This is a genomic window from Bacillus sp. ISL-45 (assembly GCF_018613195.1).
Classification (GTDB): Bacteria; Bacillota; Bacilli; order Bacillales; family Cytobacillaceae; genus Mesobacillus.
In genome coordinates this window covers 46,987-67,289 of sequence record NZ_JAGGQQ010000016.1, presented here as the reverse complement: position 1 = coordinate 67,289, position 20,303 = coordinate 46,987, and the positions used below count along the sequence as shown (strand labels likewise).

The window sequence follows — 20,303 nt, the reverse complement described above, 5'->3', positions numbered from 1 at the left end:
TTAACCTCCCTCCTATACCTTAAGACGCACACGACCAGTTAAAAGGTCGACCATTGCACCTTCTCTAATCCCTACCATCTTCGCTTTTTCTACTTCCAAAGCTTCGATTTCTTCATCCATTGCTGTTAGGACAGAGGCGATGGCTTGTTGTTCAGCGATATCTTTTGGCATGCGTATTAAAGAGTTTCTAAAAACATCCATTCCAACAAGATTTTTCATTGCTCCACCTTGTGTATTATCAATAATTTCATGTTGAAATTTATCCCATACAAAATATTTATAAAAATAATCTAAATCGCACTTGTTGACATCAATAGTGATTTTTAATAGCGCTTGGTTAATTATTCCTTTTGGATGGTTCTTGGGGATTCTATAAATTTTCCCAATTGTTCCAGAACAACTAACAATAAAATCATTTGCTTTAACAGCGAATCTGGAAAGTTCATAATATTTTTCATCTGCAACATAATAGTTTCCTATTTTTACAGATTTATAAATTGCATTTCTTTGCTCATATACTTTATTGCCTTGTCTTACAAACATATCTTTTTTTAATGAACCGCCAAAAGGACCTCTAACAAGTCCATTTGGTATACAAATATCTTCTAGTGTTTTTTCTTCCCACTCCCCATCAAATCCATCAAGCCTTGACTTGCCATTAACCAAATCCTCCAAAGCACCATCACGGATTGCTTTTTTCTTTTCGATTAGTTTGGTTAAGTTGTCGATATGCTCATCAAAGTCAGATAGGATTGAGGCGATGGATTGTTGTTCTGGGAGAGAAGGTAATAGAACTTGTACTTTTTTTACCACTTCTTTATTAAGGTTTTGCACTCCACTACCCGCAGCAAAAGAAGCATATTGTTCTTTTACAACTGGAGATGAGAGAAGATAATAAAGAAAATCCTTATCGACTTCATCTTGAAAATCGTACAGCGTTAACCATCCGTCATGTATACATCCATCAATACCTAAAAGGTAAGGTCTTCCAAAACTCATGGAGTTAGACAATATGAAGTCACCTTGATATACCCTTACCGAATGGTTAGCCCCACCTTTTGTTATTTTCTCAGCTGTAGAAACAATATATTTCCCGTTTTGTGGAGCATCGCCGATTTTTATCCAGTTCACTCCAGAAGAGCTGAGAGTTAAATAACTATCTATTGGACGTGGAGATGCACCTCTTTTTATTTTAATGACATCATTAAGGCAGCATTCTTTCCAATCTAAAGGATAAGTTACCATGTGTACCCCATCCTTTCTAAGGCCGACTTCACCTTGACTCTCGAATGAGCTGTCTTTTCCTCAATCTCACCTAAAGTATGTTCATAGCGTTTTGCGATTAAAGTAACTCTTGATGCAAGTGCATTGAGTACTTGATCTATTGCGTCAGCAATATCACCCTCAAGTCTTGCCATCCACTTTTTATCAAATAATAAGTGTTTAATTTCATCAACTGATAACTCCCCATATTTAGCAAGCACTATCTCATCGAGTGCTTTTTGTGCTTCTTTTACTGCTTTGTCGACTTCTTCTTTTTCTGTCATCTTCGTTTGATATGCAAGCAGAGCGTTATATTCATCAGCATAAAGTTCAGGCATTACTGCATTGTCGATTACATCTTTTAATGCCGCTTTTAACTTTGCTTTACCAAATGAACCGTTCTTATTTCTAAGTTCGTAACCCTTTAGCTCACCATTCAATTTGACGATTCTTTCCATTTCGTCTGTGTTGCCTGCATCAAATAATTCAAGCAACTTTGTAATATCACTCATTACAGGTGATGTCTTTTTACTTTCGAGTTCCTTAATTTGCTTATTAAGATTCGCCTTAGGAATACCGTCTCCTTTTTCATTTAAGGCATTTACAAGTAAACCTTCATCTCCGGATTCTTCTTCACGCATTTCATCGAGTTCAGATTCAAGCAATGCTGATTTTTCAATCAGTTTATTAAGTGCCAATAGCTCTTTTTCAAAATACTCATGTTCAATAATCTCTCGTGAAATTAACGCACCTTCAAAAGATTTTATTTTAGAAGTATCATCGACTGATACAGTTTCACCGTTCTCATCTTTTTGTTTCTTTTGAGCATACACATATTCAATGTTACTGCCTGCCTCATACCCACTAGCCTTGATAACATATACATCATCTTGCAGTTTCTCATTCCAGTAATTAAGCAGGAAGTCATACACATCGTAATTATCTAAAAGTCGAGCTGACTCAAATCCGCGTAAAATTTCTACACCGATATTGCGGATTAACTCTTTTGGATTTGTATCTGCATTGATGTTTAGTAGGACATCTTTTACTTCATTTCTCCAAGCCCTGAATAACTCCCCGCACTCGTTTTCCCTTTCGCTCTTGATGTTATCATCTTCAGAGATAACCGTTTCTATCTCATTTGGTGACATGGCAAGGTTATAGATATTGTGTTCCCCATCATTGCAGTTAAATATCTTTTCCTTTAACCTCGGTGATATTTTCCACAACTTTTCTATTGAATCAATATCAGCTTCTGGAATACCTCCCTTAAGATGTGATGCGATGTTTTGTGGCAACGTATCATCAATTTTTTGGATATAACGAGACACATATAGACTTCCATCGTTTTCTTCTAAAATTTCTTTATAGGGAATAAAGTGAGAGTATCCCTCATTTTTCTCTTGGTTTATAAAGGTTTGCACTATTTTCTCAATGTCTTGTTCACGAAGACGGTTCTTGTTTCCGTCTTTCTTAAATCCACGGCTTGCATCAATCATAAAGATGCCTTCACGTTTATCAGCATTCTCTTTATCAATGATGATGATACTAGCAGGAATTCCTGTACCATAAAATAAGTTTGCAGGCAACCCAACGATCCCCTTGATATAGCGCTTATCAAGAACAGCTTTTCTGATAGTTTCTTCAGCATTCCCCCTAAACAGTACACCATGAGGTAGAATAATGCCTGCCTTACCGTTACTCTCTAATGCCTTTAAAACATGTAAAAACCAAGCATAGTCACCATTCTTCTCTGGTGGAATGCCATAACCATCAAATCTTTTATATTTATCTTCTGATGGTTTAATTCCATCAGTCCAATCCTTATCTGAGAAGGGTGGGTTCATAACAATAAAGTCAAACTTCTTAAGTCCACCAAAATCATCCGTATATGCTGGTTTTGCTAATGTATTACCACTCTTGATTTCACCTGTACCTTTATTGTGAAGGATAAAGTTCATCTTTGCCAAACCTGCAGTATCAGGATATTTTTCTTGACCAAATATTGTAACAATAGAGTCACCATTTTCATCTATAGGAGCTTCATCTGCTGCACGAATTAGTAAAGAGCCACTGCCCGCTGCAGGGTCATGAAGCGTCCACTTTTTGCCCGTTTCTTGTTTAATGTCACCGACACCAATAAGCCTTGCAATAATACGTGATACCTCACTCGGCGTATAGAATTGCCCCTTGCTCTTACCAGACTCTTGAGCAAATTTCATCATGAAATACTCATAAGCATCTCCGATGATGTCATCACCACTAGCTCTGTTACTTTTGAAGTCGATAGCAGGGTTTTGGAATATAGCAATAAGCCCAGAAACTTTATCAACTAGTTCCTTACCAGAACCTAGTTCATCAGGATTATTAAAACTAACATCAGGTAAAGAACCTTGAAGACGGTTCTCTTCTAGGAACTTCTGAATAATCTTATCTACTCGCTCACCTACATCACTTTTGCCCTTTGCAGCAATTAAATCATCAAATGATGCACCTTCACTTACTGTAAACTCGGCAAAGCGTTGACCTTTGTACCTATCTGATACGTATTTAAAAAACAATAGTACAAGTACGTAATCTTTGTATCTTGACGGCTCCACTCCACCTCTTAATTTGTTACAAGCATCCCATAAAAGGGAATACAATTCTGATTTTTTCACGGCCATTTATTTTACCTCGCTCATTTAATATTTTATTAGTATTCTGTTATGTCAATTCCTGCTTTTAATAACCTTTCATATCTCTCTTGGGAGATAAGAACAGCTACGGGTTTTCCGTTTTTTAGTACAAAAGCAGTTTTATCTTCGACAGATAATCCTGTGATTAACTTTGATGATTGTCCTCTGAGAAAATCTGACATATTATAAAATTCCATTGGCTGTTTTTGTATTTTATCTTCTTTCCCCATATCTCAATCCACCTTTTCTAATTATTATAACACGTATAGCTATTTATTTAATTTGTTATTTGCACCTAAAAGATAATTACTATTTTATCTTAGTCTTTGCTTTCTGGTTATTCACAACACTAAAAAATCGATAGTCTAGTGGATTACTAAAATCAAATCTATCTTGTCAATTTGCCCCCCCCCCTTATGCCAGCATCCCTATCCCACACCCCCTATAAAATATCCATTCTATCTCCTCAACTCTGTGCCAAATTCTTCAATCGATATGTTTCCACATAAAAAAACAAGGGTTCTCGAGGCTGAGAATATCCACCGCATAACTGACCCCAATCTCGAAAACCCTTTATTTAATGGCTTATAAATCCCCTCTATTTCTCAATCCATGGCAACGCAAAACTCTTATCTATATCTTTGAACATCTAATTCTGCGATAAAAGTAAGACCCCGGGGGTCAAAAATCCCTCGAACAATTAGTCCGAGGGAACATAAAAAGCACTTCAATTTTTAGTAACAAGCCACTTAACCAAGCTATTTTAACTCTATCAACGCTACGCACTCGACGTGCGTCGTCTGCGGAAACATATCAACTGGCTGTACTTCAACGGTCTTATATCCGCCGTCCTCTAGAATTCGCAGGTCCCTGGCTAAGGTAGCCGGGTTACACGACACGTACACAACCTTCTTCGGTTTCATGTCGATGATGGTTTGCAGCAGCGCTTCGTCACAGCCTTTTCGCGGCGGGTCGACGACCAACACATCGGCGCTGTTTCCTTCTCCATACCATGCCGGGATGACTTTTTCGGCTTCTCCGACTGCGAATTCTGAATTGGTGATTCCATTCAGTTCGGCGTTTCTTTTTGCGTCTTCGATGGCTTCGGGGACGATTTCGACTCCGAATACCTTCTTTGCTTTTTGCGCTAAAAATAACGAGATTGTGCCGATGCCGCAGTAGGCGTCAATAACGGACTCTTCGCCTGTCAGCTCTGCGTATTCGAGTGCTTTGTCGTAGAGAACCTTTGTCTGTTCAGGGTTGACCTGATAGAACGAACGAGCGGAAATCGCGAACTTGATGTCACCGATATAGTCATAGATGACTTCGCTTCCCCAGAGGACTTCGGTTTTATCTCCCATGATGACATTCGTTTTCTTCGAGTTAACATTATGGACGATCGATTTTACCTTAGGCAGCCTTGCGACGATTTCATCAATCAGCTTATTTTGCTGTGGAATCTCATTCGTCCTGGTCACAATCACAACCATCAGCTCACCGGTTTGTCTACCATAACGGGCCATGATGTGGCGAAGCACACCTTTATGTTTTTCCTCATTATAAGGCTGAATGCCCAGCTCGCTGGCGATTTCTTTTACCGCCTTGATTGCCTCGTTAATTTCCTGGAGATGCAGCAGGCTTTCATCCGTATCGACGATTTCGTGGCTGCGCGGCTTGAAAAAGCCAGCAATCAGCTTGCCATCCTTCTCGCCAACAGGTACCTGGGCTTTGTTCCGGTAATGCCAAGGGTTGTCCATTCCAAGAATCGGGTGCACCACAACATCCTCAAGCTTGCCGATCCTTGCCAGCACCTGCTTCACCTGGTTTTCCTTATACTTCAGCTGACCCTCATAGCTAATATGCTGCAGCTGGCAGCCACCGTATTTATGGGCATCCTCTGCAGGACACTCAACACGGAAGGTGCTTCTTTCAAGAGTCTCCATCAGGCGGCCAAAGCCGTAACCCTTGTTCACCTTGGTCACTTTGATGTTTGCCTTTTCGCCAGGGAGTCCGCCCTGGACAAAAATCGGGTAGCCATCAACCTTGGCCACACCCGCTCCGTCATGCGTCAAATCCTCAAACACTACATCTATAAAATCATTCTTTTTAACCGGTATCGTTTTGCTCATCATTTCCGTCCTTTGCTGTGAATTAGCTAAGTCAGATTTTATCATATTGAATGGGGGATTGCGAAACTCATCAACCTGTTTTCAAATACTGAAGCAAAACGACCGAGCCGCTTTGCTCCCTTTTCGAAAAATATTACCAACCCTGTGGTCGATACCCTCCGGACCACGGTGCAGACTGGTACCCATATCCGCCAATGCCCGGTGTTCCCTGGTAACCATAAGCTCCGTAACTGGGAGAACCCTGGAATCCATATCCTGGACCTCCCTGGTAGCCATATCCCGGGCCACCCTGAAAGCCATACCCTGGGCCTCCCTGGTAACCATAGCCTCCGAATCCCGGACCTCCTTGATAACCATACCCTCCAAAACCAGCTCCTCCTGGATATCCATAACCTGGACCATTAAGCAATTGTCCTCCCAGATAACCTATCCCAGCCCCTAATAAACCAGCAGCCAGGGTTCCGGCAGCACCAGTTTCGTAGGATCTGGAATCATGCAAATAAGGCATATTATGTGAATACATATACATGTAAATTGTCCCCTCTCAATAAGTGTGTTTATTATGTCCCTCTAACACCCTATGTGAGAATGGGCAAATGGTTTGGGTAACCCGCCTATTCTGCATGAAATTGGGCAGCCATTTACGCTGCGTTTAGGTAAACTACCATCTCTTCATTCCAATATATGAATAGGATATTTGTTAAAGGGGGGTGATGGGCATGAAGGAAATCGAACTTAAAATAAAAGAACTAGAGATGAAAATCGAGGAATTGGAAAGCCTGCAGGAAAACTTCCAGGTAACAATCCAGAGCCAGCTGGACAACAATGATGTACGAACTTTAATGAATCAAATCTTAAACGAAAAAGACTTTGTCACAACACCGGAGATGGAAAAAAGCTTAAGCAAAAGCCAGGTACAATTAATTAAATGGATTGTCGGAACGGGAATCAGTACAATTTCGATTGTTGTTGGTTTATTTGAATTCCTAAAATAAAAAAGCGGAGGTAAAGGTCCATCCGCTTTCTGAACATCTATTTTTACTGTACAGAGAATTCCTTCGTCACTTCGTATTTCTTCCCGTCTTTAGGAGTCATCCACGCAGTGAGGACATATTCGCCTTTTTCAAGCGACAATTCATGGAGATCCATTTCATATGTCAGCGAATCCCCCTGGCTCAACTTCTCTTCTCCCAATACCTGTAAAAAGGCCGCAACGCTTGAGAACAGAAAAACCTCTTTGCCATCCTTCGTTTTCACCGAATAATCGTATCTTTGCGAACTCGTAAATTCAAGAGTCACTTCTTCCTCCGTCTGATTCTTCACTTCATATTGAAAAATCAACGGGCTTTCCTCTGTCAAACTTGCAGCCATTTCTCCCGCCACGATTCCGGCACCTCCTTTATCCTCATCATTATTCGAAACCTGGTTCCCCGTCCCACAACCCGTGATCAGCAGTCCAAGCAGCAATATCATCCATAGCTTTTTCATCTTCCGAACCTCCTGTTGAATAAACTCTTTATCTATTTGTCAGGAGAACTGTTCAAAAGGTTACATAAATAGATAAACTAAATCACCCATTTTCAAACTAAAGGGGTAAGTGCCTGTTAGCCCTCCCCCTTCACTTTATGCTCTTTTATACTTTTTATCAAAATATTGCTGCAGGCCGCTGCTTGTCATCGAGAAAGCCAATATGGTAATCCCAATGGCAGCGGTACCGGTAATCGGCAGCCATGGGTGCGACCAGATATGGCGGGTAATCTTCGCGAAGTAGGTTGGCCAAGCGTTAGATGCATTCATCGCCTGATATCCTCCACCGAGCTGGGAAACGAATTCGACACTCAAAAAGATTTCCACGATTCCGAGCTGGCCGATAAGAAATAAAGTTCTCCCTAGGTCGGAGAAAAACTGGACAATGAAAAACGGCCTTAGCGGCGGCCAATAATAATTTCTCAGCATGGTCAAAGCCGATGAGCCTGAGACAATTCCGGCCTCCACATAAGGTTTCTTCGAGATGTCGACCATTCCCTGGTAAAAGATATCGGCAACCCTGCCTGCTTCAATTAAAGCGAGCACAAGCATGATCCATAGAAATCGGTTACTCGAAAAAGTAACGAATGGTGTGCCAATAATCAAGATCACAAAGAAAATCGGCGGCATAAATGAGAACAATCGATTCCACATGATCAGTATGCGACGGAATAATTTCATATAAAAACTTGCCATCGCAAGCGGAATCGCAATAAGATAACGAATCAGGACAATTGCGAGGATCGTTAACAGCGTTTCTTTCGTACCCAAAAGCACCCTGCTCAATAAATCTTTGCCATTCGCATCAGAGCCAATTGGGAAATCAGCAGACGGCGCGAACGGCGGAAGCTCGAATCCTCCGCCTTCTTTTTGCCTCATCACGGTTTCTTTTAATGAGGTGTCAACGAACGGAAGGTATGGTGCTATAAGGACAATAACCAACAGAAAAGACAAGATCGTCAGGCCAAATAGTAATGATTTATTCATGATTCATCTCCTGTGAAGCCGGAGTGACAAGACTTTTAAAAATCTGTGTGACCAGATTCGAAACCAGAATGATTGAGGCAAAGAAGACCGTATAACCGACTGCCGAAATACCGTCCACCATGATTTCCAGCCCAATCCTGAAGCCTGTGCCCCTCAGCACCGCGTCAAACAGGCCGTCCGCGGCTCCCTGGAAATCCATCAATTTTTCAACAATAAACAGGTTCGATAATACATAGAGTGTGATTGTATTTCCATGCGCCAAAATTCTCGGAAACGAATTTTTCAAGATATGCAGGAATAATATTTTGAAACCGGGAGTCCCTTTTGATTTAGCGGTCCGGATGTAATCGTTCCCCGCCTGTTCCTGCAGACTCACATTGGTGATATTCGCAAGGTAGAAAACAGGATAAATCAGCAAAAATAGAATCCCAACTACATAGGTTTCTAGCTTTTCGCTTCCATATAACGTTACATGGAAAAACAAACCTTTTTCATATAAAAACATCAGGCCAATCTGGACGATGATGATGAAAAAGAGGTCCGGCATCGAAATGAACAGCCACGTCGTCCCATTGCCAAGAAAATTCAGCTTTCTTTTTTGCATCCTGAAATCAAAGATTCCTTTCAAGACGCCTAAAATATAGGCCAAAATCAGGGTCGGAACAATTAAAAGCAAGCTCTTCCACGCCTTGTCCGCAATCCGATTCGCATAAGACTGGCCCGGGACAAACTCCCCAAGGTCAGGGTTTTCCTTTATATAAGCAAAGAAACCCGTGATATTTTTGACATGCGTGTCCAATTCATAATCGTAGCTCGCGGATTTGAACTGTCCGCCTTGCCCCGTCTCAAAATTTGTCTTAGCCGGCAAAAACAATATCCCAATAAACAAAAATACGCAGATGACCCATAAAACAAACTGCTCGATTGCCTTTTTAAAATAAACCATGAAGCCTCCTGGTGGACGATATTTTATTGAACTAATAAGCTGCACTGATCAAACAACAAACTATTTTTCTCTCAATCTCCCAAACCCTCATAATGGAGGCCTTCATCCGGCAATTGAGCATCCGGTACACCTACGCTTACCTGCTTGATCCTTTCATCATTGACAGAATAGGAGTAAATCCAGCCAGGCTCATTAGCGAACGTCACTTCCAAATGGTATGGATTATAGCTCCTGCTCGTTCGGTAACTAATCTTAAACTCCTCACCCGGATACCTCTCTTCCAGGTAATCAGTCAGCTGTTCCGTTTTGATTCCGCGATGGTAGTCGATCCAAAGCGGCCGGACCGAAAAGAAAGCGAGCTCTGCGACAATTACATAATCTTTATCGCAGTATTTCTCTTTTTTCCGGGCAAAAAATAACCAACACCTAATATCAGCAAGATGAAACCCAAGGCCGACAATATCTCAATAACTGTAATCGGATGCATCCTAACACCAGCCTTTTTTTGACACTAGTTATATTTTACCATTTTTAATTTTTCAGAAAAGTATTATTTAAAAGTTTTTATATCTCTCTATACCTTCTGACTGCTCTTACGACCACCTTACTTAAATATTCTGGTATTGGAGGTCTATAGAACTCTTTTAATGACCACCTTGGGCTGTTTTTCCGGCTCCGATGGTCTTTAGGGTCCCACAACGGCCACTTACCTCAGAATTTTCAGCTTAGATGGTCATAATCGTTCAGAGGTATTAAAAAAGACGAAGCCCGCGGGCTTCGTCTCTTCTTAATGGACCTTCTTTTTCGACATATACAGAAATGCCTTGATCATAAAATAGCTGACTTCATCAGGCAGCAGTTCCTTGATTGGCTTGAGCCTTTCGCGGCCGGCTTCTGCGACGGCCTTTTCAAGGCCATCGATATGCCGAGCAGGGATCAGCACCCCATAATCAACTTCCATTCCCTGCTGGATGCACTGGATCAGGTGATTTTCGACCGTGCTTTCGACCAGCTCGCGCTTCGCGGCAATCTCGGCTACGGACAGTTTCTCCTGATGGAGCTTGTAGGTTTCAAGATGAGAATCCCCGACGGCTTTTTTCGCCGGTTTCCCCACTGGTTCTGCAACGGCATTCATCACTGGCTGGCGCTCAGGATGCTCCTCGCAGAACTCGATAATCCTTTGTATGAACGGAGCACCATATTTCTGCAGCTTGTGTTCCCCGACACCAGCCACATTGAGAAACTCAGCATCCGTCAGCGGCAGCTTCAGGCACATATCCTTCAATGAGGAATCGGAGAAAATCATAAACGGCGGCACCTTTTCCGCAGCGGCAACCTCCCTGCGCAATTCACGCAGTTCTTCAAACAACGGATCATCATTTGAAACCTGCTTGACCTTGATGGCTTCCTTCCTGAAAACCTTTGTCTTGCCGAGCAAAACATCCTTCCCTTTCTCCGGCACATAAATCGTCGGGTAGGTCCCATGCTCGACGCCAATCAGCTCCTGGGAAATCAGGAACTCAATCAGGTCATTGACCTGCTTGGCATTCCGATCCTTCATCAAGCCATACGTCGGCAATTTATCAAGCCGGAACTCGAGGACCTTTTTATTCCTAGAGCCGGTCAAAACATTGGCCGTCATTGCTTTACCGTATTTCTGTCCCATCCGGATGATGCAAGACAGCACCATCTGAGCATCCTTCGTGACATCCTCCGTATCACGAGCATCCGTACAATTGCCGCAGCGTCCGCACGGCTCCGTCTCTGTCTCGCCAAAATAGTGAAGGATGTAGGATTGCAGGCATTCCTCGGTATGGCAGTAACCGACCATTTGTTGCAATTTTTCCAGCTCAGGCCCTATTCGTTCGCGATCGGGGGACTGGTCAATCAAAAAGCGCTGAACCTGGACATCCTGCGACGAATAAAGCACGGTACATTCGCTGTCCAGTCCATCACGACCGGCACGGCCGGCCTCCTGATAGTAACTCTCCATATTCTTCGGCAGCTGGAAGTGGAGGACATATCTGATATTGCTTTTATCGATGCCCATTCCGAATGCCGATGTCGCAACCATCACGGTCGCTTCATCCTGCAAAAATCGTTCCTGTTCTCTGTTGCGGTCTTCATCGTTCATGCCCGCGTGGTAGCGTGCCGCATCGAAACCTTCTTTCTGCAGCCATTCATACAGCTGGTCGACAATCTTCCTTGTCGCCGCATAAATGATGCCAGCTTCCTTTTCATTCTTTTTGATAAAATCCCTTAAATACGCCTGGCGATCCTGCCCTTTTACTACAGAAAAACTGAGATTGCTGCGCTCAAACCCGGTAATCACCGTATTCTCAGGGTTTATTTTTAACGAAGCGCAAATGTCTTCCCGTACTTTAGGTGTTGCTGTTGCCGTCAAGGCAAGAACAATCGGCTTTCTCGGCAAACGGTCAGCAAGTCCCGAAATCTGCAGATAGCTTGGGCGGAAATCATGTCCCCACTGGGAAATACAGTGTGCTTCATCGACGGCGATTAGCGGGATTTCCATGTCCTGCAGGTCATCGATGAACTCCCAGGACCCCAGCCGCTCGGGCGCGATGTACAATAGCTTGTACTTTCCGTTCCTGGCGTCATCCATTCGAGCGGCAGCTTCACCCGCAGTCAGCGAGCTATTGATATATGTTGCCGGAATGCCAAGCTGGGTGAGCGTATCGACCTGGTCCTTCATCAGAGAGATCAGCGGAGAAATGACGATGGTTGTCCCAGGCAGCACGAGCGCCGGGATTTGATAGACGATCGATTTACCTCCTCCAGTCGGCATGACGCAGACCGTGTTTTTTCCTTCAAGCACAGATGAAATCGCCTGTTCCTGCCCCAAGCGGAATGAGGAATAACCAAAATGATTTTGCAATAATTCATGAGCTTTTTGCAGCATAACGAGGTGGCTCCTTTCAGTGAGAAAATGTGGGGGAAATAGAGGGTTACTCTTTCATTTTAACAGATAAACCTTCTAGAACGACAGCAAAAATGCCATGCTTCAAAAAAGCATGGCACCGTCTATTCTGCAATCAACAATGTTTCTGCATTTTTATTGCGAGGCAGCACGATACGGATGAGTGTGCCTTCCCCAGGCTGGCTTTCAATATCGATGCTGCCTTGGTGAAGGTCGATGATCCGTTTGCAGGTGAGCAAACCCAATCCGGTGCCCTTTTCCTTCGTTGAATAAAAAGGTTCAAACAATCGCTTCAACCGGGATTCTGGTATTCCGCAGCCCTTATCACGAATGGTGACCATGACCGATTCCCCAACCACTTCATCAAGCCTTACGCTGATAAAATGGCCATTATCATCCGTCGCTTCAATCGCATTCTGGAGAAGGTTAATCAACACCTGCTTCATCTGGTTCCGGTCACAATTCAAAATGATTTCCCTATCAACTTCAAAATCAACTTTTATACTTTTAAGGTTGGCCTGGGGTTCCATGAAGTGAATGCAATCGGAAACCAGCTTACTAAAATTCACATATTGAAAATGAACATTCTCATTCGGTTTGGCAATGAACATGAACTCATTGACGATTTGATTGATTCGGTCCATTTCATCCAGCATGATATCGAGGTAAGGAATCAACTTTTGATCTGCAACGCTTTCTTTGACGATTTTAGCAAAACCTTTTAGCGAGGTGAGCGGATTCCTGATTTCATGCGCAATCCCTGCTGCCAGTTCTCCAACTACAGAGAGCTTCTCCATTTGCTGCGCCTGCTTCTCCCTCGTTTTTTCGCTGGTTATATCTATCGCTGTCCCGATGACCTCAACCGTCTCTCCATTTATTTGAATTGGATTCAGAACCGCCAAATAATAAATGCCTCCAAGGTTGCCTTCATAGTTGACTTGCTCCCCATTCCAGGCCTTTTCGTAAAAAATCTCTTTGCGTTTTACCTGGTCAGCCGGCAAAAATTCGATCAACGTTTTTCCGATTATAAGGTCTGAGTAAAGACCGATCTTTTCTATGAGCTTCCCTTCAATAAAAGTATGGATGAATTGGTTGTCTTTTTTGATGAATTTAAATATAAAGCCTGTTTCCCTAGGTATGAACTGTTCATAATCTACACCGATATACTTGTCATTCACACGGCAGCACCCCTAGAAAAGATTCGTACCCTAATAATTCTTTATCACTAGGGGAAATCCTCTAAAAAAACAGTGAAATAGTGACGGATTAGAACTAATATTTATCAATTGTCACTCCAAGTACCGATGCCCTGATAAAATCCAGCGTCCTGAAACGCTGCAATTCTTCCGGGGTCCCGGTAACGACTGCACCGCTGATCAAAATTTCACCATTTTGGGCATTAGCCTTGATCGCATTCAGGGCTTTTTTTGCAGAAGAGCTTGATTGGCTTGCTCCTTCTAAGGCGCCAATATACCCTGGGCCATTACTTGCTGAATAAGGATAAGCTTCTGTCACTTCAAATCCAAAAGCATTGCCTCCGCCCTTTACTTTTAAGCTGTCATCGTCTAATTCATCATTCATCCTTGCCCTTTGTGATTCAGACGTCGTATCCACCCATAACCAATTGACATTTTCATGCCCAAGAGTTTTGCTCAGCTGATCCAATGTCATCGGCTCCTTGAAAGACAGGGCAACCTCAACAAGCATATTCTGATCCAAACTTGCAGCAAGATCCAATTCCTTTGGCAAAAAATCATATGACAGGCCCGGATAATAGAAATCAATCTTCCGTTCATTATTAAAATCATTATAACGGACCGTCCTTTTCGCTTCTTCGTCCATGCCATTCGTTGCAACCATTCCGCTGCCGCGGTGGATGATTTGGGTCCGCCCGAAAAGAGGGATTTTTTTAGTTGTTTTATCCCAGACAATCTGCCTGCCACCAATTGTTTTATAATAAGTTGTTTCCCCTAAGACGCTGAAGAGATTATGAATATAATAAGTGTTTTCCCCAGTAATATTTGCGCCCTTCACCATGCGTTGCATGAAGTTCCGGTTGTCCCGCAGTTTTTTATTCATGAGATAATCACTGCCTATAAATACCACAGTCAACAATAACGCCGACGCAAGGAATGCAATGACTGTGTACCTAATGGTCTGCTTCAGTCTCGATTTCCTTAATGCTCTCTGCATGGAAGGACTGCTCATAAAGTCAATATCCTGCGAGGTTTTTTCTCTGTTATTCTCAGTCATAGTCTGCCTCCTTTAATACCTTAGCTAACCGCTGCCTGGCCCTGAACAAATTAGTTTTGACTGAACTCATACTAACGCCCAATAATTGCGCAATTTCCTGGTAGGAAAGCCCGCTCTGATATTTCAATAATAATAACTCCTGGTATTGGGGCTTTAACTGGCCCAGCGATTCTCCAAGCTCACTTGCGCTTTCCTTTGTTAAAATGGCTGCTTCAGGCTGTTCGTCACTATTGGACGTGTGCTGATCATTCTCCAAAGTAAGCTCAATGCGTCTAAGCTTCCGGTATTGGTCATAATGAAAATTCAAGGCGACACGAATCAGCCAGCTGCGGGTTTTTGCCGGCTGGATCGAATCACTATAAAGCAAATATTTATATGCGGTTTCCTGAACAATATCTTCTGCATCGACATGGGCAATTCCCTGCTTCAGCAGATACCGATACACAATGTTCAGCTCATTATTAAGATCTTGATTTACATCTCCCATACCGACCTCCCGCTTATATAACGTTTATCCTATTGAAAAGTTAACACATTTGGACAAGGTTTTTGTTTATTTTTCCAATAAAAAATGAACCTGGATTAGGTTCATTTGTGCTTCAATAATATCCACGCAATATAAAAAACTGCTTCCCCCTAAGGAAAGCAGCCCATTCTATTCCGTCTTCTCTCCAGTCATCTCCATGACCTTTTCTTTCACTTCTTCTATATTGCGCATTTTGTTGTCCCAGCATTTCTGGCTGAGGTCGACTGGATATTCTTCGGGATTAAGCATACGTGTGTATTCTTCCCAGAGAACGCCGAGGCAGTATTTAGAATGCTTTCGGACTTCTTCCAGGCTCGGCTGGGTGTACACAAGCTTGCCCTCCTTGAAAATATCGTGATGCAGATCCCGCGCGTCGAAATTGGTGACGAATTTGCTGACAAAAGTATGGACCGGGTGGAACATCTTCAGGCGCTTTTCCTGCTGTGGATCTTCACCTTCAAGCGTGATGTAATCCCCTTCAGAGCGATTATTGGCTTTGTTGATGATCCTGTATACATTTTTAATGCCCGGCGTCGTCACTTTTTCGGGGTTGGAAGAAATCTTGATGGTGTCCTCCATCGTTCCGTCACCCTGCTCGACTGAGACGATTTTATATACAGCACCTAGGGCAGCCTGTTCATAGGCAGTAATCAGCTTTGTTCCGACTCCCCAAGTATCGATTTTCGCACCCTGAGCTTTCAAGTTCATAATCGTATACTCATCCAGATCGCTGGATGCTACGATTTTAGCATCCTTAAAACCTGCTTCATCAAGCATTTTACGAGCTTCCTTTGAAAGGTAGGCAAGGTCGCCGCTGTCGAGACGGATGCCGACGAAATTGATTTTATCGCCGAATTCCTTTGCCACTTTTATTGCGTTTGGCACTCCGGATCTCAGCGTATCATACGTATCGACAAGGAAAACGCAGTCCCTGTGCGTCTCCGCGTATTTTTTAAAAGCGGTGTAGTCATCTCTGTACGCCTGTACCATTGAGTGTGCATGCGTTCCGGAAATCGGGATTCCGAACAGCTTGCCAGCACGCACGTTGCTTGTGGAATCAAAGCCTCCAACATACGCGGCGCGTGTGCCCCACAGTGCTGCATCCATTTCATGCGCACGGCGGCTGCCGAACTCCATCGCGATTTCGTTCTTTACAACCTGTTTGATCCTTGAGGCCTTGGTCGCAATTAGTGTCTGATAGTTCACAATATTAAGCAGCGCCGTTTCAATCAATTGCGCTTGAACCAGGGGTGCATCCACTCTGACCAGGGGCTCATTGGCAAAAACAATCTCGCCCTCCTGCATCGCACGGATTGATCCTGTAAAACGCAAATCTTTTAAAAAGGCAAGAAAATCCTCATCGAACTTTCCTTCTTCTCTTAAGTATTGAATATCATCTTCCGTAAAGCCAAAGTTTTCGATATAGCTGATGATTTTTTCTAGCCCGGCAAAAACGGCATAGCCATTGCCGAAAGGAAGCTTCCGGAAAAATAAATCAAAGACTGCGCGGCGATTGTGAACGCCATCGCGCCAGTATGTTTCCATCATATTCAATTGGTATAAGTCCGTATGCAGCATCAAGCTGTCATCTGTGAATTTAGTGCTCATCAAAAAACCTCCAAATTTACTGCCATCAATAGAGAGCTATTTTTAACGCCGGTCGGCACTACCTGCCCTGGCTTCAAATCGAGCAGTTATAACTTCGTTGGGCATTACTTGACCTCGGCTCCAATCGAGCTCTCAAAATGACGGAGCGACCACTCATGGCCTATTTGGTCAAAGGAAGCAACAGCATCTTTATACACAATAACCTTAAATCCCCTGTTATAAGCGTCAACTGCCGTGTGAAGGACACATATATCCGTGCAGACGCCGACGAGATGTACTTCAGTGATTCCCCGCTCGCGCAGCTTGATCTCCAGGTCCGTGCCTGCGAACGCCGAGTATCTGGTCTTGTCAATATAGTGTACATAGTCAAGATGCTTATTTTCCTCATAAACCTCCTGCAGGCTTCCGTACAAATCCCTGCCCTTCGTACCGCGGATATTGTGCGGCGGATACAGCTTTGTCTCCGGATGGAACTCATCGCCTTCATCATGGACATCAATCGCGAATACAACATAGTCACTATTTCCGATGAACCCCTTCGTCACGCCGACAAGCTTCTCTTCAATCGCCTGCCCCGGCTCTCCGCAAGTCAGCCGCCCATCATCCGCAACAAAGTCATATGTATAGTCGATATTGATCAACGCCTTCTTCCCCATTATGTATCCACATCCTTTTATCTTATTATCTTTTATTTTCTTCCAAATATGATGTACAGGCAAATTTTTCATCTTGGCAGGATATTTTGGTTGATTGCTTTTTAGAAATTACCTCCAAAACCAGTCATCAGAAAAAACCTCTGCCTCTCCTCATGATTTTGTCCGAAGTCACATCAGGTTCGGACAATTTCGCGGATTCTCCTCTTGATTTTGTCCGAAGTCTACCAGGTTCGGACATTTTCGCGGCTTCTCCTCTTCATTTTGTCCGAAGTCATACCAGGTTCGGACATTTTCGCGGATTCTCCTCTTGCTGTTGTCCGAAGACCAAGTAAATACACTAGCCTTGTTTCAAGTAATCTATAATATCCTCCTATACCCTATCTCAGCGCACAGAAAAACCACTCCAAACCAAGGAGTGGCTTCCGATCATTCCGCTTTAAAATTCAATTCCAGATTCTCCGGACGGTCTTCGGGACGAATTTCATCCAGCGGCACATAGACTTGAATGTGCCTGAACAGGTTTTCGAATTCTGCTGGCAGATTGCCGCCATATTCACCGTCGAGGTTCAATTGCACAGTTTCCTTAGATTGAACCTTGATACGGTTTGCCTGTGTGTAAATCACACCCGGGTCATTAATGTGCTCACCGCGGACTGCGAGTGAGGCAATTCTGATAAAATCAGCCAGGTTCGTCTTTTTCAAAATCAACAAAGAAAACATTCCATCATTGATTGATGAGTTTGGAGCCAAGCGTTCAAAGCCTCCGACGGAATTCGTCAGCCCGACAAGGAACATCATGACTTCGCCTTCGTAAAGCTTTCCATCATACTCAATTGTTACTTCAGAAGCACGAATGGATGGCACCATCTCGATTCCTTTTAGATAATAAGCGAGCTGTCCCAGCATGGTCTTGAGCTTGCTCGGCACTTCGTATGTCAGCTCCGTCAGTCTGCCGCCGCCTGCTATATTAATGAAATATTTATCGTTGATCCGGCCTACGTCCACCGGGATCGTGTCACCTTTAACAATAATGTCGACCGCAGCATCGATATCCCTTGGGATATGGAGCGCGCGTGCAAAGTCATTTGTTGTGCCGACCGGAATGACACCGATTTTCGGGCGGTATTCCTGTTCAGCTATCCCATTGACTACTTCATTGATCGTACCATCCCCGCCAGCCGCAATCACCAGGTCATAGCGCCGCTCGACCGCAATCCTTGCTGCCTGCGTCGCGTCCCCTTCACCTGTCGTTGCATGGCATGAAGTCTCATAGCCGGCATTCTCCAGCTTCACCAAGACCTCAGCAAGATGCTTTTTAAAAATTTCACGACCTGAAGTCGGATTATAAATGATTCTTGCTCTTTTCATACCCATCATCCTACTTAATATGGTTTTAAATTCCATTCTTTTACATCATAGCCCATTACGACTATCCAGGCAATTACCTGAATATCGATGGTACCGGATATATCATAAACTAATTTCTGCCCATTTGCCAAAAAGAACCCACTATTTATTCAAAGTGTTAACTATCGTATTTTTCGAAAAACTCTTCCATTCATCCTCTTTCTTTTTTACAATACAAAGAGGGTGGTTACATAAATTGGAAACCTCCACCTGTGATTTAGGATATAAATTTATAGCCCATTCAAACCTTATTACCCAATTTACAATCTTGGCAAAAGTACAAGCTGCGTTTCGGGCTGCACTATTGATTTACTCAATTGGACATGAACCCATTGTCTTGCTCGACTCTATTTCCATGCGTGTTTTCATATTTAAGTGCTTCAATAAAAAAAGGATACAAACTGCTTTCTGATATTACAGACGTTAAAAACGGTATAAAAGTTCCCGAAGGTTATCTGCATGCACAACACCAGTTTTAGTATCAAAATACTTTTGGCACGGTAATAAAAACCTTCTAACCAGGACTATTTCAGAATAAAATTCTTTAACTAGATTAAAAGGGTGACGCTATATGACTTGGATTTGTCTTTTTGCAGCATATTTGGTTGGTTCCATCCCTACTGCTTTATTGATTGGTAAATATTTTTTCCATGTGGATATCAGGGATCATGGCAGCAAAAACCCAGGCGCGACGAATACATTGCGGGTCATGGGCAAGCGGGCAGCGATTGTCGTGCTGCTTGTGGATGTAGCAAAAGGGATGCTGGCAACTTCGCTTCCGCTGATCTTCAATACTCCTGTTGAACCGCTGTATGCCGGCCTGATTGCCGTCATCGGACACTGCTTCCCGATTTTCGCAGGATTCCGCGGCGGCAAGGCGATCGCAACGACGGCGGGCGCACTGCTGGTAGTTGACATCGGAATGTTCCTGGCCGTGTATGTGACCTTTTTCGCGGTCATTTTTCTGACCAAATATGTGTTCATGGGTTCGATTTCGGTGGGTATCGCGATGCTCATTTTTTCATTTTACTCTCCGGAGATTAATGAACCAATCATCTTTACTGCTTTTATTATATTTTTAATTTTCCTCCATCGTTCTAATCTGCAGAACTTTTTCATCGGCAAGGAACCAAAAATCAATGATAAAAAGGTGAAGGGTGACCGTCTCCCTCCAAAAGATCTTAAGACGTAAACTTTAACCATGGCTTCCATCAGCCATGGTTATTATTTTACTCTATAGATATATTAGTAAAATAAAATACTATTTATATAATAGTATTTTTGGAGAAAAAATAGATTGTTATTCATTAATATGAAATGATAGAATATTATTTGTATTAGCAATATTTTTTCAATAATTTTTCACAATAACAAAGGGGGAAAGA

The 20,303-nt window shown here is 43.0% G+C and carries 18 protein-coding genes; 2 read left to right on the top strand and 16 right to left on the bottom strand.

Annotation, left to right across the window (positions count from 1 at the left end; all coding sequences use genetic code 11):
• Nucleotides 1-12: 12 nt before the first annotated feature.
• The 5 genes from J7E35_RS18685 to J7E35_RS18665 all read right to left on the bottom strand — a co-directional run bounded on the left by J7E35_RS18685 (nt 13) and on the right by J7E35_RS18665 (nt 6,599).
• Nucleotides 13-1,245: a restriction endonuclease subunit S gene (locus tag J7E35_RS18685; protein ID WP_214782404.1), complete on the bottom strand. Its 1,233-nt coding sequence runs from the start codon at nt 1,243-1,245 to the stop codon at nt 13-15.
• A complete protein-coding gene (locus J7E35_RS18680) occupies nt 1,239-3,929 on the bottom strand; it encodes a type I restriction-modification system subunit M (protein WP_214782402.1) in 2,691 nt (896 codons plus the stop codon). Before J7E35_RS18680 ends, J7E35_RS18685 begins: the two co-directional genes overlap by 7 nt.
• Nucleotides 3,930-3,958: 29 nt before the next feature.
• A complete protein-coding gene (locus tag J7E35_RS18675) occupies nt 3,959-4,171 on the bottom strand; it encodes a type II toxin-antitoxin system Phd/YefM family antitoxin (protein ID WP_214782400.1) in 213 nt (70 codons plus the stop codon).
• A 528-nt stretch (nt 4,172-4,699) separates the two neighbouring features.
• Entirely contained in the window at nt 4,700-6,070 is a 1,371-nt protein-coding gene (gene rlmD, locus J7E35_RS18670; RefSeq protein ID WP_214782398.1) for a 23S rRNA (uracil(1939)-C(5))-methyltransferase RlmD, read from the bottom strand.
• A 133-nt stretch (nt 6,071-6,203) separates the two neighbouring features.
• Nucleotides 6,204-6,599, bottom strand: coding sequence for a hypothetical protein (locus J7E35_RS18665; protein ID WP_214782396.1), 396 nt, complete (start codon nt 6,597-6,599; stop codon nt 6,204-6,206).
• A 190-nt stretch (nt 6,600-6,789) separates the two neighbouring features.
• Between J7E35_RS18665 and J7E35_RS18660 the strand changes: the two genes are divergently transcribed.
• Nucleotides 6,790-7,065, top strand: coding sequence for a hypothetical protein (locus J7E35_RS18660; RefSeq protein ID WP_214782394.1), 276 nt, complete (start codon nt 6,790-6,792; stop codon nt 7,063-7,065).
• A 43-nt stretch (nt 7,066-7,108) separates the two neighbouring features.
• On the opposite strand, the gene J7E35_RS18655 is transcribed toward J7E35_RS18660, so the two are convergent.
• The 11 genes from J7E35_RS18655 to J7E35_RS18610 all read right to left on the bottom strand — a co-directional run bounded on the left by J7E35_RS18655 (nt 7,109) and on the right by J7E35_RS18610 (nt 18,879).
• On the bottom strand, nt 7,109-7,558 hold the full coding sequence (locus J7E35_RS18655) for a BsuPI-related putative proteinase inhibitor (protein WP_214782392.1): 450 nt from the start codon (nt 7,556-7,558) through the stop codon (nt 7,109-7,111).
• A gap of 135 nt (nt 7,559-7,693) precedes the next feature.
• The gene (locus J7E35_RS18650; protein ID WP_214782390.1) at nt 7,694-8,584 is read right to left on the bottom strand and encodes an ABC transporter permease subunit; all 891 of its coding nucleotides are present in this window, start codon (nt 8,582-8,584) and stop codon (nt 7,694-7,696) included.
• Entirely contained in the window at nt 8,577-9,530 is a 954-nt protein-coding gene (locus tag J7E35_RS18645) for an ABC transporter permease subunit (protein WP_214782388.1), read from the bottom strand. Before J7E35_RS18645 ends, J7E35_RS18650 begins: the two co-directional genes overlap by 8 nt.
• A gap of 71 nt (nt 9,531-9,601) precedes the next feature.
• Nucleotides 9,602-9,736 carry a hypothetical protein gene (locus J7E35_RS23580; protein WP_285290812.1) on the bottom strand — a complete coding sequence of 45 codons (135 nt, stop codon included), beginning with the start codon at nt 9,734-9,736 and terminating at the stop codon, nt 9,602-9,604.
• Nucleotides 9,737-10,317: 581 nt separating this feature from the next.
• A complete protein-coding gene (gene recQ / locus J7E35_RS18640) occupies nt 10,318-12,450 on the bottom strand; it encodes a DNA helicase RecQ (RefSeq protein WP_214782385.1) in 2,133 nt (710 codons plus the stop codon).
• Nucleotides 12,451-12,572: 122 nt separating this feature from the next.
• Nucleotides 12,573-13,646, bottom strand: coding sequence for an ATP-binding protein (locus tag J7E35_RS23770; protein WP_214782382.1), 1,074 nt, complete (start codon nt 13,644-13,646; stop codon nt 12,573-12,575).
• Nucleotides 13,647-13,740: 94 nt separating this feature from the next.
• Entirely contained in the window at nt 13,741-14,721 is a 981-nt protein-coding gene (locus J7E35_RS18630; RefSeq protein WP_214782379.1) for an anti sigma factor C-terminal domain-containing protein, read from the bottom strand.
• Nucleotides 14,714-15,208, bottom strand: a complete 495-nt coding sequence (locus J7E35_RS18625) for an RNA polymerase sigma factor (RefSeq protein ID WP_214782376.1) — start codon at nt 15,206-15,208, stop codon at nt 14,714-14,716. Before J7E35_RS18625 ends, J7E35_RS18630 begins: the two co-directional genes overlap by 8 nt.
• A 168-nt stretch (nt 15,209-15,376) precedes the next feature.
• The gene (locus J7E35_RS18620) at nt 15,377-16,855 is read right to left on the bottom strand and encodes a nicotinate phosphoribosyltransferase (RefSeq protein ID WP_214782373.1); all 1,479 of its coding nucleotides are present in this window, start codon (nt 16,853-16,855) and stop codon (nt 15,377-15,379) included.
• A gap of 104 nt (nt 16,856-16,959) precedes the next feature.
• Entirely contained in the window at nt 16,960-17,511 is a 552-nt protein-coding gene (locus tag J7E35_RS18615) for a cysteine hydrolase family protein (RefSeq protein ID WP_214782370.1), read from the bottom strand.
• Nucleotides 17,512-17,937: 426 nt separating this feature from the next.
• The gene (locus J7E35_RS18610; protein WP_214782367.1) at nt 17,938-18,879 is read right to left on the bottom strand and encodes a diacylglycerol kinase; all 942 of its coding nucleotides are present in this window, start codon (nt 18,877-18,879) and stop codon (nt 17,938-17,940) included.
• 610 nt (nt 18,880-19,489) lie between these two features.
• Here J7E35_RS18610 and plsY point away from each other — a divergent pair.
• A complete protein-coding gene (plsY, locus tag J7E35_RS18605; RefSeq protein ID WP_214782364.1) occupies nt 19,490-20,110 on the top strand; it encodes a glycerol-3-phosphate 1-O-acyltransferase PlsY in 621 nt (206 codons plus the stop codon).
• Nucleotides 20,111-20,303: the final 193 nt, after the last annotated feature.